Here is a 12,369-nt window from a genome sequence, read left to right as displayed (position 1 = left end):
CCGGAGACGCGGGGGACTCGCAAGCGGTCGCGGATCGGAGTGGGCATGCTGTCTGTCGTCGTAGGGCCCTGGCGCGGGGCGCCGGTCGTACTGCGGAACGCCGAGGTGCCGCACGATGCGGCGAGCACCATGAAGATGGCCGTGCTCGCGGCGGTGTACCGCAGCGGTCTCGACCTGGACGCCGCGGTACCGGTGGTCAACGAGTTCACCTCGGCGGTGGGCGGCACCTATGCCAACGACCAGGCGTACGACAGCGATCCCGAGCCCTGGCGGCTGCTGGAGAGCGGCGCGCCGGAACCGCCCACCGCGACGCTGCGCTGGCTCGCCGAACGGATGATCACGCACTCCTCGAACCTGGCCACCAACCTCTGCCTGGCGCAGGTCGGCCAGGCGGCCGTGGCCGAGGCGTGGCGGCGGGCGAACGCCACCCGGAGCGCGAGCCCGCGCGGGATCGAGGACTACGCCGCCCGCGAGGCGGGGGTGCACAACCGGGTCACCGCGCTCGACCTGGTACGGCTGCTGGAGTCGCTGGAGCCGGAGCCGCTGGAACTGCTGGAGCGGAACACCTGGCGGGTGGACCTGGCGGCCGGGCTGCCGCCGGGCACCCGGATCGCCTTCAAGAACGGCTGGTTCGAGGGCGTGCGGCACAGCGCGGCCGTCGTCCGCCCCGAGGACGCCCCGCCGTACGCACTCGCGGTCTGCTACACCGGTCCGCTGGCCTCGGGGCACGACGAACTCGACCCGGCCGCCGGGCTGCTGGCGCGGATCTCGGCCCAGGTCTGGGAACGGCGGCACCAACTGGCCTCGTGACTCGACGATTCCGGGAGCCGGCCGGCCTCCGACCCGCACATGCCCGGCGTGGTCGAACACGTCCTGCTCTCCACCGGCCGCGCCCTGGTCGGGGTGGCCGGTGAGGCCGTCGAACTCCACCCCGGCGACCACATCGCCTACCCCGGCGACCTTCCGCACGTCTTCGAGGCCCTGGAGCCCGGGACCAGGGCGGTGTTGGTCCTGGAGCACGCCTGACGGGCTGCTGGTGGACGGCCCGGTGCCGTGAGCGGGAAGGTTCGCCGGGGGCGGGGCCGCCGCACGGGCGGTTCCCGGTGCGCACACGGTGGACGCCGCAGGCGGCCCCACAGGCCGTGGGAGAGCGGTGCGCGGGCCGGTCTCAGGCGGTCAGGGTGCGGATCGGGGTGCCGTCGAGGTAGGCAGTGACGTCGGCGACCGCCTCGGTGAAGTAGGTGCGGTAGTTGGCGTCGGTGACATAGCCGAGGCGGGGGGTGGCCAGCACGTTGGGGAGGGTGCGCAGCGGGTCGTCGGCCGGAAGCGGCTCGGTGTCGAAGACGTCCAGGCCGGCGCCGGCGATGCGGTGCTCGGACAGCGCCGCGATCAGCGCGGTGCGGTCGACGATGGCGGCCCGTGCGGTGTTGACCAGATGGGCCGAGGGGCGCATCAGGGCGAGTCCGGAGGCCGAGACCAGGCCCCTGGTCCGGTCGCCGAGCACCAGGTGGATCGAGACGAAGTCGCTGCTCGCCAGAAACTCCTCCGTGGACGGCGCCAGTTGGACGCCGACCTGCTCGCGGCGCTCCTCGGTGAGGTGCTCGCTCCAGGCGGCCACGTCCATCCCGAAGGCCGGACCAACGGCGGCCACCTTGCTGCCGATCTTGCCGAGGCCGAGCAGGCCGAGCCTGCGGCCGGACAGGTCGGTGCCGATGGTGCTCTGCCACGGGCCGCCGGTGCGCAGCGCGGCGCCCTCGATGGTGAGGTTGCGGGCCAGACCCAGGATCAGGGCCCAGGTCAGCTCGACCGGGGGCGTGGAGGAGCTCGTCGTGCCGCAGACCGTCACGCCGTGCGCGGCGGCCGCGGCCAGGTCGATCGAGGCGTTGCGCACGCCGCTGGTGACCAGCAGCCTCAGCCGGGGGAGCCGGGCGAGGAGCGAGGCGGGGAAGGGGGTCCTCTCCCGCATGACGACCACGATCTCGCAGTCGCCGACGGCGCCAGTGATCTCACCAGTGTCCGGTCCAGGCGTAAGCCGGACGGCCTGCGGGCCGCATACTCCTGAGGCGTACTCGGCAAGGCTTGGTACTTCCTTCCCAGTCCCGGCGGCTTGGCCCGAACGGCGTCCGTGATCTGAACGACATCCCCCGTCCCGACCGCGTCGCCGGTGCCGCCGGCCTTTTTCCGGCCGCCGTGAGGGCCGAGCCCCGTCGCCGCCGCGGTGAGCGGCGCCGTTCGGGGGTGGGGCCTACGGTGGAGGTCCACCCGTTCGGGCGGGCGCTCGGGGCCGGACGGGCTCTCGGGCGGGTGCGGACGGCCGCCGCCGCGCGGGGGGCGGTTGTGGTGGAGGGGCGATCACGAGATATCTTGATATCAAGACGTTGTAGCCGTGAAGCGGAGCACCGATGACTGACTCGACCATCATCTACACGCACACCGACGAGGCCCCTGCCCTGGCCACGTATTCGTTCCTGCCGGTGGTCCAGGCGTACGCCGCGACGGCGGGCGTCAAGGTGGAGACTCGCGACATCTCCCTGGCCGGGCGCATCATCGCGAGCTTCCCGGAGCGGCTGGAGGAGGGCCAGCGCATGGGCGACGCCCTCGCCGAGCTCGGTGAGCTGGCCAAGACCCCCGAGGCCAACATCATCAAGCTGCCGAACATCTCGGCCTCCATCCCGCAGCTCAAGGCCGCGGTCGCCGAGCTGCAGGCGCAGGGCTACGCGCTGCCGGACTACCCGGACGACCCGAAGACCGACGAGGAGCGGGAGATCCGCGCCCGTTACGACAAGGTCAAGGGCAGCGCCGTCAACCCGGTGCTGCGCGAGGGCAACTCGGACCGCCGCGCCCCCGGCTCGGTGAAGAACTACGCCAAGAAGCACCCGCACCGGATGGGCGCCTGGACGGCCGACTCCAAGACCAACGTCGCCACCATGGGCGCCGACGACTTCCGCTCCACCGAGAAGTCCGCCGTCGTCGCCGAGGCCGGCGCCCTGCGCATCGAGCTGGTGGCCGAGGACGGCAGCACCACCGTGCTGCGCCAGTCGGTGCCGGTGCTGGCGGGCGAGGTCGTCGACGCCTCCGTGATGCGCGTCGCCGCGCTGCGTGAGTTCCTGGCCGCGCAGGTGGCCCGGGCCAAGGCCGAGGGCGTGCTGTTCTCGGTCCACCTGAAGGCCACCATGATGAAGGTCTCCGACCCGATCGTCTTCGGCCACGTGGTCCGCGCCTTCTTCCCGAAGACCTTCGCCGCCTACGGCGAGGTCCTCGCGGCGGCCGGCCTGAGCCCGAACGACGGCCTCGGCGCCATCCTGAACGGCCTGGCGGCGCTGCCCCAGGGCGAGGAGATCAAGGCATCCTTCGACGCCGAGCTGGCGGACGGCCCGGCCCTGGCCATGGTCGACTCCGACCGCGGCATCACCAACCTGCACGTACCGAGCGACGTCATCGTCGACGCCTCGATGCCGGCCATGATCCGCACCTCCGGCCACATGTGGGGCCCGGACGGCCAGGAGGCGGACACCCTCGCCGTCCTCCCGGACAGCAGCTACTCGGGCGTCTACCAGGCCGTCATCGAGGACTGCCGCGCGCACGGCGCCTTCGACCCGGCCACCATGGGCTCGGTGCCGAACGTCGGCCTGATGGCGCAGAAGGCCGAGGAGTACGGCAGCCACGACAAGACCTTCGAGATCCAGGCCGCCGGTTCCGTCCGGGTCGTCGACGCCGAGGGCAACGTCGTCCTGGAGCAGCCGGTCGACGTCGGCGACATCTTCCGGATGTGCCAGACCAAGGACCTGCCGATCCAGGACTGGGTCAAGCTCGCCGTCACCCGCGCCCGCGCCACCGGCGACCCGGCCGTGTTCTGGCTGGACGAGAACCGCGCGCACGACGCCGCCCTGATCGAGAAGGTCAAGGCGTACCTGCCGCAGCACGACACCGAGGGCCTGCAGATCGAGATCAAGTCGCCGGTCGAGGCGACCGAGTTCTCGCTGGAGCGCATCCGCCGCGGCGAGAACGCCATCTCGGTCACCGGCAACGTGCTGCGTGACTACCTGACCGACCTGTTCCCGATCCTGGAGCTCGGCACCAGCGCCAAGATGCTCTCGGTCGTCCCGCTGATGAACGGCGGCGGCCTGTTCGAGACCGGTGCCGGCGGCTCCGCCCCCAAGCACGTCCAGCAGCTGGTCAAGGAGAACTACCTGCGCTGGGACAGCCTGGGCGAGTTCTTCGCGCTCGCGGCCAGCTTCGAGCACCTGGCGCAGACCACGGGCAACGCGCGCGCCCAGGTCCTCGCCGACACGCTCGACCGCGCCACCGGCACCTTCCTGGACGAGAACAAGTCGCCGAGCCGCCGCCTTGGCGGTATCGACAACCGCGGCAGCCACTTCTACCTGGCCATGTACTGGGCCCAGGAGCTGGCCGAGCAGACCGACGACGTCCAGCTGGCCGAGGCCTTCGCGCCGCTCGCCAAGACCCTGACCGAGCAGGAGCAGGCCATCGTCGCCGAGCTGATCGCCGTCCAGGGCTCGCCGGCCGAGATCGGCGGCTACTACCAGCCCGAGCCGGCCAAGGCCGCTGCCGTGATGCGCCCGTCGCAGATCTTCAACGAGGCCATCGCGACCCTCGCCTGATCCGCGCCGTAGTACCGACGGGGGAGGCCCCCGGATCCAGCTCGCCGCCCTGTGCGGCCGGCGGATCCGGGGGCCTTTCCCGTCGGCCTCGCCGCCCTGCCGGCGGGGGAGGCCCATCGCCCGGTGCCGGTCCCCGTGCCCGAAGGCCGCGGACCCGGGGACCGGTGTGCGGGACCTGCTCCGGGCGGAGGGAGCGGCCGGCGGCGCGGGAGGGGGGAACCGCGCACCGGCCCGGGCCCACGGACACCGTCTCACCGCGAAGCGCGGGATCAAACCCTCTCGTGCCGGACAGACCTGCCGCGCGGGCCGGACGTCACGGGCTCCGCCGCCCCGCCTGCCGACGGCCGGACCGGCTTCCCCGCGTCATGCCCGACGCCGCCCGACGACGCTCGGGGCCCTGCGTGCGCTGCCGGGTGCGCAGTGCGGCGCGGCGCTCCTCCACCGTCAGGCCGCCCCAGACGCCGTGGGCCTCCCGGGAGTCGAGCGCGTACTCCAGGCAGGCTGTTCGAACGGCGCAATGGGCGCAGACCCTCTTCGCGGCCGCGTCCCGGTCGTCGTGGGCGGGGCCGCGCTCTCCGGGCGGGTGGAAGAACAGGCGGAAGTCGGCGTCGCGGCATGCGGCTCGGTACTGCCACTCCCAGCGGTCTTCGAAGGCACCGGGCAGACGGGATGCGTCGGACATGGGATCTCCTTGCGTACGAGCGGGGTCGCCCGGCCCTGGCTCAGCGGGCACCGGTGGACCGGAGTCGCGCAGTCCGGGCCGAGCGCCGCCCGTCTACCCCCGCCGGTCGGAGCCATGCGTTCCGGCGGGTAGGTCGTGGACACCACGCCGAGCACCATCGTGGTGCGCACGCTGATGACGGCGCGCAACGCCTCGGACGCCTTCGAGCTGCGCTGCCGGATCCGGGAGCGGTTGATCCCCTACCTACGGGAGCGGCTTCCGGAGTCGCTGCCCAGGATCACCGTGGACAGGCCGGACTGACGGCGCCTCTGTCCGACCGGGGTGCATGAAGCCGGGACCGACGGGCAGACGGCCCTCGCGCCGGAGTACTCCGGTCCTGGACACCGAACGGGAGGAAGAAACCGATGGCGATCCTCTGGGCTCTTCTCGCCGGCCTGGTGGTCGGCCTGCTCGCCAGGCTCGTGCTGCCGGGCCGCCGGTCGATACCGCTCTGGCTGACCGTGCTGCTCGGGATGGTGGGGGCACTGATCGGCAACGCGCTGGCCTCCGTGGCCGGGGTCCGCCACACCGACGGCATCGACTGGACCAGGCACCTGCTCCAGGTGGGCGTCGCGGCTGCCATGATCGCCGCGGTCGCCCCCGCCTACCTCGACCGCCGCTGACCGCGTACGCGCCCCGGCGCCCGCGCGGCGACGAGGAGGTCCGGGTATCCACTGCGCGCCGGGCTGTGGCCGCCCAAGCCCGCTCCCCGAGCCCGCTCCCCGAGCCCGCTCCCCGAGCCCGCTCCCCGGGCTCGGCCTCGGGCTCGGGCGGGAGGCTGTGCGCATTTCGCGCCGCCACCGTGACAGCTGACGGTGATTCGGTGAAGCCCCCGTGCCCCGATGAGTGGCCTGGCCGGGGAGGGGCACCCGAATCCGTGTCGTGTCCGAACCGAGCGCACCGTCGCCAGAGGAGAGAACATGCCGGCCACCGTCACCAGCCCCACGCCCGCCGCGCGCTTCGACCAGGCCCCTCCCGGGGAGCGAGGGGCACCGAGCGCGATCACCGGGGCGGAGGAGCTCGCCGCGCTCGCGACGGGTCTCGGAATCAGGGCGGACGACCTGGCGGAGGTGAGCCCGGCCGACGCGCGCGACCTCTCCAGGGCGCTCCTCGCCAGGCTGCGTGCGGTGGGGGAGGGCACCGCCGAGTACTCCTATGTCCGCGGCACCCTGGTCGAGTTGAACATGACCCTGGTCAACCTCGCGGTGAGCCGGTTCCGGCACCGCGCGGAGCCGGTCGAGGACCTCGTCCAGGTCGGCACGATCGGTCTGCTGCGGGCCATCGACCGGTTCGACCTCTCCTACCAGGTCGAGTTCTCCACCTTCGCGATCCCGACCATCACCGGTGAGATCAAGCGTTTCCTGCGTGAGACCGGCTGGATGGTGCACGTCCCCCGCCGGCTGCAGGACCTGCGGCTCACCCTCGCCAAGACCTCGGACGAGCTGGCGCAACTGCTGGACCGCGCACCGACCGCCGCCGAACTCGCCGACCGGCTCGGGCTCACCGAGGCCGAGGTGACCGAGGGGCTGACCGCCTCCCGGGCCCAGTCCGCACGTTCCCTGGACCTGCCCACCGGCACCGCCGACTCCGGCCAGCCGGTGGCCGACCAACTCGCTGTCGAGGAGCCGGCCTTCGAGACGGTGCTCGACCTGCACACGCTCAAACCGCTGATCGCCCTGCTGCCCGAGCGCGAGCGCAGGATCCTCTCGTTGCGCTTCGGCGCCGAACTCACCCAGGCCGAGATCGGCCGGGAACTCGGGCTCTCCCAGATGCACGTCTCCCGACTGCTCAACCGAACGCTCGCCGGGCTGCGCACCGCCCTGCTCGCCGATCAGTGAGTGCCGGGCCGGCGTCCCTCTCCCACCACGCGCGTTATAGCCCTGGTGCGAAACGGTAGTTCGGAGAACGGGGGCGGTATGGACGACGGTGGCGCGACCGGGTCGGACCGGATGAGTACCAGGCCGGGCGGGCCCGGGGCGCCTGCCGTCCCAGCCGGCCGGGCGGTGGTGCCCGGTGCCGGGGGAATGGCCGGCATCGCCCGGATGGCCGGGCTCGCCTGCGGGCTGCGCGAGGCGTCGCGGCGCCAGACCACGAGGCGGTTGGCCGGGTCGGACCGAACGACGCTCCAGCCGCGCGGTGCCCGGGGCCAGCTCGCGGTGGGCGGACCGTGGCGCGGGGTGGGCAGAACGGCAACGTTCGCTTCGGACGGTGCGGACTGCCGGGCGAAGTCCACGTACCAGACCCGGCCCCGGTCGATCTGGAAGGCCTGCGCGCACTGCACCGCACGGGGGAGGGAGCTGCTGAGCGCCACCAGGTCGTCGGGCCGCAGACCGGCCGCGCGCGGGAACCCGGTGACCGGCCAGCGCGGTTCGAGCCCCGGCTGGGAGACCCGGACGGTGATCACGCAGGTCGCCGTCACCGCCCAGACGGCCAGCGCCGCCGTCACGTACGGGACGGCGCGCCGTCCCGGCGCGGCGACCGGTCCGACGCTCAGGGCCAGCACGGCGAGTGCCGCCGCGGTGCTGCGCAGCAGGTGGAAGGCGTGCCAGTCGCCCGCGAGGAAGGAGGAGTCCGGCAGGGCCCACAGCAGGAACTGTTCGGTGCGCAGCCGGTGGCCGGCCAGGACCAGCACACCCGAGCCGCACAGCCCGACCAGCCCGACGGTCGCGGCCGTGTGGCGCAGCAGGGACGGCCTGGGCAGCCGGTGGAGCGCGGCACTGCCCACCAGGAACAGCGCGGGGGCGAAGAGCGAGAGGTAGCGGGCGTAGACGTTGTCGTCGAGCCGGTGGTCCTCCGGCAGGGCGGTGGCCGCACCACCTGCGACGAGTACCGGCGTGATCAGTATCACGGCGGCCACCACCCGCTCTGCCAGGGGGATGTGACGTTGCATCAGCAGCGCGGCACACGCCGTGAACCCGATCCCGCCGATGCCCCAGGTCGAGACGGTGAGGTACCAGAGCTGGCCCAGCACCCGGCCACAAGTGCGGTCGAGCAGAGCGGTGTTCAGCATCCCGGTCAGCGCCTGCGAGCCGACCGAGGACGGCGGAGCGTCGGAGAACCGGTCCTGCAGATATCGGGCCAGCAGCACGGCGGCCGTCGCCGAGGCGCCCAGTGCCGCACCGGCGAGCAGTGTCGCCGCCCGCGGAGTCCAGCCGCGTACCAGGGCGAGGAGCAGCACGCCCGCCGTCACCACGGCGAGCACCACGCCCCGGTCGTGCACCGAGATCGCGTAGCCCGCCAGCAGGCCGAGGCCCGCTCCGCCGGCCGTCCTTCGCCGCAGCGGGCCGTCACGGAGCAGGGAGTGCAGACAGAGCAGCCAGCCGAGTAGCAGGGCGGGCAGGATCGCGTCGGTCAGCGCGAACTGCGAGTAGAACACCGCCGGCGGCAGCAGGGACGCGGTGCCCGCCACTGCGAGGGCCGGTAGGTCCGCAACTCCGGTGCGCCGCAGCGCGAGCAGGCCCAGCGGCAGCACCGAGGCGGCGACCAGCGCGTTCACCGCCAGCACCAGCCGGTACGCCGTCGCCGGATCGTGCGCGAGGGCCAGAGCCGGCGCTACCAGCAGCGAATAGCCGCCGGGCACGACCACCCCGGCCGGGCTGGCCGTGGCCCGGCCGCCGGCGAGCGCCCGGGCGAGTACCAGGTAGGCGTCCTCGTCCGGGTGGACCCTGGGTACCACCCGGTGTCTGATCAGGAACAGCCGGAAGGCCACCTCGGTGAGGTACAGCGTCAGAACGGTGGACCACCGGGCCGCCGGGCGCGCGGTCCGCCGCCGCTCGGTTCGGGATTCGGCGCTCCTCGATCGGTCGGTGGTCTCGGCGGCGGCAAGCGGCACGGCGAACCTCGGCAGTCGGACGGGAGAGCTGCGGGCAGCACTGCGCGCCCGTCCCGCCCCCAGCCGGACCGCATCGGCTCACCGCCCGTTCGTCACCGGGGACCAACGCCCTGGCCCGGCGGGCGGATGCGGACCGGCGGCCCCGGTCAGCCTTACGGGTGATGCCGGCCCCGGCGCCGTGTCGGGGGACCGCCCGGAGGCGGCAGGGCGGCTACCGCCCCGAGGCCGACCGGATGACGGAGATAGGTTGACCCAGTGATCGAACTTCGACGTTTTCCACCGCATCCGGTCCGAGGTGTGCGGATTTACAAGGTGTCACGGGGATGCGGTCCGTTCATCGACGTCACCCTTGACTTCGAACCCGCCGACGAGGGATTCGAGTTCGAGGTGCAGGACGGGATACTCGCGGACTGGGAGTGGCCCGAGGACCTGCCGAGGTTCTTCTCCGCGCTGGCCAGGGGCGTCAGGGAGGAACTCGGCCACGAGGCGTACCGGATGGCCGTCGCCGTGCGCGCGGTGCTGCGGGCGGCGCGCGCCCACCCGATCGACTCCGGCGAGTTCTCCTTCTACGCCGGCGGCGAGCGGGCGGCCCGGGAGGCGGTCGCTCGTGCCTTCGGTGAACCGCCGAGGGCCGAGGAGTGGACGGACTGACGCGCACGCACCGGCCGTTGCCGCGAGGCGCAGGGATCGAGGGCTGCGCGGCCGGTCGTCCCCCGGCCCGGGGCGCGCGGGGGGCACGCCCCGCCCGGGGGCGCCGTGCCTCCGGGCGGGGCGGACGGAACCGCCTACTGCGGCTGACTTTGCGTCAGGGCAGGTAGTACATCGGGTTGGGGATCTTGTAGGTCTTCTCGGCGTAACCGCCCGACAGATCGCTGTACTGGTCACCGAAGTTGGCGACGATCCGGTAGCCGAGGCTCTCGATGTGCGCGCGGGTGCCGGACTTGTACTGGATCACCGTGCAGGTCTTGCCGCAGGGCAGGTACGACGGCGGGGTGACGGTGTTCTTCAGGAACAGGTGCGCCTCGTCGGCCTTCGGGAACCCGACCGCGGCGAGGTTGGCTGCGGTGGCGGCGCGCTGGGTCTCGGGACGCCCGGTGACGTAGAACACGGTGTAGCCGTGCTGCTCGGCCCAGGTCGCCAGGGTGTTCATGCCGAAGACGGCCGGCATGGTCTTGGTGGCGATGTACTGCGCGTTGCCGGCCGGGTTGTAGACGAAGGTGGTCTCCAACTCGTAGTTGTAGGTCGACAGCGAGGTGTCGTCCACGTCGAGCACGATCGCCTTCTTGACGCCGCGCTCGTGCTTGGCCTTGCTCTCCAGGTACTTCTGGGCCTTGTTCTCTATGCCCCGGACCTGGATGGCGTAGTTGCTGTCCGGCGAGGCCCAGTGCTCGCCCTTGGCGTCGACGGTGTCGCCGTAGTACGCCTTGATCTTGCTGACCTCGTCGGTCATGTTGGTGATCTGACGGTCCGTCTTCGGCACCGAGGAGTCGGCGACCGCGAAGCCGCCGCCGGCCACCGCGCCGCCGACGACCACGCCGACCGCGAGGGTGGCGAGGGTCCGGGAACGGCCGTTGAGGGTCTTTCCTGCCATAGTGGTTGATGCTCCTTCTACCGCCGGGCCGCGACGGCGTGGTCCGCCTGTCGCTGGTCGTCCGGATACGGCGCCCCAGAACCTACTGTTGGGTAACTCGGCAGGTCAAGGCGCTCTATGCGCGTCGTCTATGCGCGTCGTCTGCGCGCGGTTCCGTACCGGCGGCCAAGCTCGGCGAGCACGACGTGCGGCCACGACCGATGGCCGTGTCCGGCGGCACCGACGGCGGGAGCCATCTTGTCCGACTGTCTGCGGCATGCCGCGTTCGGCGTAATGGCCGGGACGCAATGTCCGGCCGCGTCAGGCTGTGAGCCTTGATCACGGTCGGTTCGGGAGCCCGTGTGTACAGGTCGCGTGAGCGGATCTTCTGCCTGGATCTCCACCCGCTTTCGTCGCGGCCCCGGAGCCGGTGGTGAGGCGCCGGGCCGCCCGCCGATCGGCGGCGAGGCTCAGCGCCACCGGCCTCGAGGTGCCCGCTCCGCCGGCCTGGGTGCGCTGGCTGCCGGCCGCCTACGTCGCGGGCGTCCTGATCCTGGAGCCCGTGACCCCGGTCCAGTGGCCGGTGAGCTTCCTGCTCATCGCCGTGCCGGTGATCGCCGCCTTCACCTGGGGCCCGGTCGGCGTCGCCGGTGTCACGGCCTTCGCCGTCGGGTTCGAAGCCGTCCTGGCCGGCACCCCCTGCTGCGCCGGCCGCGTCTCGCACGACCTGTGGGAGCGCCACTACGTGGCCTCCTACATCTCCACCGCACTGGTCGGCCTACTCGGTGCCGTCCTGGCCACCCACCGCAAGCGCCAGGAAGCCCACCTGGTCAACGCCAACTCGGTCGCCGAGGCACTGATGCGCACCCTGCTGAGACCGGTACCGCCCCGGGTCGGCCGTCTGTTGGCGGCCGCCCTGTACCGCCCGGCGGTGGTCGGCAGCCTGGTCGGCGGCGACCTCTTCGACATCTGCGCCACCCCGGCGGGCGAACGCGCGATCATCGGAGACGTCCGCGGCAAGGGACTGCGGGCCGTGGGTACCGTCGCCGACATCCTCGGCAGTTTCCGCCAGGTCGTCTACGAGGCCGGTGACCTGCGGCAGGTGGCTGCCGGGATGGAACGCCGGATGACCCGCGAGGTCGAGTCGACCCCCGATTCCGAACTGTTCGTCACCGCGGCCCTGGTCGAGTACGACTCCGGCGCCCAGCAGGTGACGATCATCAACCACGGCCATGTCGAGCCCGTCCTGATCTCCGGCGGCGAGGTCGACCTGGTCACCGGACCGCCCGCCCTCCCGCTCGGCCTGGGCGCCCTGCTCGCCGAGCAGCCCGTCGCGTACACCTGCCGACTGGCCCGCGGCGACGTCCTGCTGCTCTGCACCGACGGGCTGGTCGAGGCCCGCGACCCGGCCGGAGTCTTCTACCCGCTCCTCGACCGGCTGCGCCAGCGCTTCGGCGGCCGGCCGGCCCCGAGCCCCGCCGAGGTCATCGACTTCCTGGACACCGACCTGCCCCGCCACGCCGGCGTCCTGCACGACGACGTCGCCGCCCTGGCCATCACCCCGGACGGCACCGAAGCCCCTGACGTGCAGTCATGATGGTTTTGGGGCGGGGCTCCGACGGGT

At 72.6% G+C, this 12,369-nt stretch carries 11 protein-coding genes and 1 pseudogene; 8 read left to right on the top strand and 4 right to left on the bottom strand.

Annotated features, from left to right (window positions below):
- Positions 1-45 precede the first annotated feature (45 nt).
- A complete protein-coding gene (locus ACWDAK_RS03495) occupies positions 46-810 on the top strand; it encodes a serine hydrolase (protein WP_344634533.1) in 765 nt (254 codons plus the stop codon).
- A gap of 39 nt (positions 811-849) precedes the next feature.
- Positions 850-1,026, top strand: coding sequence for a hypothetical protein (locus ACWDAK_RS03490; RefSeq protein WP_427394357.1), 177 nt, complete (start codon positions 850-852; stop codon positions 1,024-1,026).
- A 142-nt stretch (positions 1,027-1,168) separates the two neighbouring features.
- Here the strand turns inward: ACWDAK_RS03490 and ACWDAK_RS03485 are convergent.
- Positions 1,169-2,038: pseudogene (locus tag ACWDAK_RS03485) on the bottom strand (D-2-hydroxyacid dehydrogenase family protein); the annotation flags it as partial.
- Positions 2,039-2,402: 364 nt separating this feature from the next.
- Here ACWDAK_RS03485 and ACWDAK_RS03480 point away from each other — a divergent pair.
- On the top strand, positions 2,403-4,622 hold the full coding sequence (locus ACWDAK_RS03480) for an NADP-dependent isocitrate dehydrogenase (RefSeq protein WP_344634531.1): 2,220 nt from the start codon (positions 2,403-2,405) through the stop codon (positions 4,620-4,622).
- Between the two features lie 313 nt (positions 4,623-4,935).
- Here ACWDAK_RS03480 and ACWDAK_RS03475 read toward each other — a convergent pair whose 3' ends face one another.
- Positions 4,936-5,304, bottom strand: coding sequence for a WhiB family transcriptional regulator (locus ACWDAK_RS03475; protein ID WP_344634530.1), 369 nt, complete (start codon positions 5,302-5,304; stop codon positions 4,936-4,938).
- Positions 5,305-5,439: 135 nt separating this feature from the next.
- Between ACWDAK_RS03475 and ACWDAK_RS03470 the strand changes: the two genes are divergently transcribed.
- From ACWDAK_RS03470 to ACWDAK_RS03460, 3 genes are all read left to right on the top strand, one after another.
- Positions 5,440-5,604, top strand: a complete 165-nt coding sequence (locus ACWDAK_RS03470) for a hypothetical protein (protein ID WP_427394356.1) — start codon at positions 5,440-5,442, stop codon at positions 5,602-5,604.
- A gap of 104 nt (positions 5,605-5,708) precedes the next feature.
- Positions 5,709-5,966: a GlsB/YeaQ/YmgE family stress response membrane protein gene (locus ACWDAK_RS03465; RefSeq protein WP_344634528.1), complete on the top strand. Its 258-nt coding sequence runs from the start codon at positions 5,709-5,711 to the stop codon at positions 5,964-5,966.
- Between the two features lie 297 nt (positions 5,967-6,263).
- Positions 6,264-7,181: a SigB/SigF/SigG family RNA polymerase sigma factor gene (locus tag ACWDAK_RS03460; protein WP_344634527.1), complete on the top strand. Its 918-nt coding sequence runs from the start codon at positions 6,264-6,266 to the stop codon at positions 7,179-7,181.
- Here the strand turns inward: ACWDAK_RS03460 and ACWDAK_RS03455 are convergent.
- A complete protein-coding gene (locus tag ACWDAK_RS03455) occupies positions 7,175-9,175 on the bottom strand; it encodes a hypothetical protein (RefSeq protein ID WP_427394355.1) in 2,001 nt (666 codons plus the stop codon). The two genes, ACWDAK_RS03460 and ACWDAK_RS03455, sit on opposite strands and share 7 nt — an antisense overlap.
- A gap of 312 nt (positions 9,176-9,487) precedes the next feature.
- Here ACWDAK_RS03455 and ACWDAK_RS03450 point away from each other — a divergent pair, with 312 nt between their 5' ends.
- Positions 9,488-9,826, top strand: a complete 339-nt coding sequence (locus ACWDAK_RS03450) for a hypothetical protein (RefSeq protein ID WP_344634525.1) — start codon at positions 9,488-9,490, stop codon at positions 9,824-9,826.
- A 154-nt stretch (positions 9,827-9,980) separates the two neighbouring features.
- On the opposite strand, the gene ACWDAK_RS03445 is transcribed toward ACWDAK_RS03450, so the two are convergent.
- Complete coding sequence (locus ACWDAK_RS03445) at positions 9,981-10,766, bottom strand: HAD family acid phosphatase (RefSeq protein WP_427394354.1); 786 nt, start codon at positions 10,764-10,766, stop codon at positions 9,981-9,983.
- Positions 10,767-11,235: 469 nt separating this feature from the next.
- On the opposite strand from ACWDAK_RS03445, the gene ACWDAK_RS03440 reads away from it, so the two are divergent.
- On the top strand, positions 11,236-12,342 hold the full coding sequence (locus ACWDAK_RS03440) for a PP2C family protein-serine/threonine phosphatase (protein ID WP_344634523.1): 1,107 nt from the start codon (positions 11,236-11,238) through the stop codon (positions 12,340-12,342).
- Positions 12,343-12,369 lie beyond the last annotated feature (27 nt).

The organism is Kitasatospora sp. NPDC001175 (assembly GCF_053598215.1).
This window is presented reverse-complemented; position numbering and strand designations above follow the sequence as displayed.

Coding starts and splice junctions, on each gene's coding strand:
- ACWDAK_RS03495 (WP_344634533.1), top strand. CDS start 46: ATGCTGTCTGTCGTCGTAGGGCCCTGGCGCGGGGCGCCGGTCGTACTG.
- ACWDAK_RS03490 (WP_427394357.1), top strand. CDS start 850: ATGCCCGGCGTGGTCGAACACGTCCTGCTCTCCACCGGCCGCGCCCTG.
- ACWDAK_RS03480 (WP_344634531.1), top strand. CDS start 2,403: ATGACTGACTCGACCATCATCTACACGCACACCGACGAGGCCCCTGCC.
- ACWDAK_RS03475 (WP_344634530.1), bottom strand. CDS start 5,304: ATGTCCGACGCATCCCGTCTGCCCGGTGCCTTCGAAGACCGCTGGGAG.
- ACWDAK_RS03465 (WP_344634528.1), top strand. CDS start 5,709: ATGGCGATCCTCTGGGCTCTTCTCGCCGGCCTGGTGGTCGGCCTGCTC.
- ACWDAK_RS03460 (WP_344634527.1), top strand. CDS start 6,264: ATGCCGGCCACCGTCACCAGCCCCACGCCCGCCGCGCGCTTCGACCAG.
- ACWDAK_RS03445 (WP_427394354.1), bottom strand. CDS start 10,766: ATGGCAGGAAAGACCCTCAACGGCCGTTCCCGGACCCTCGCCACCCTC.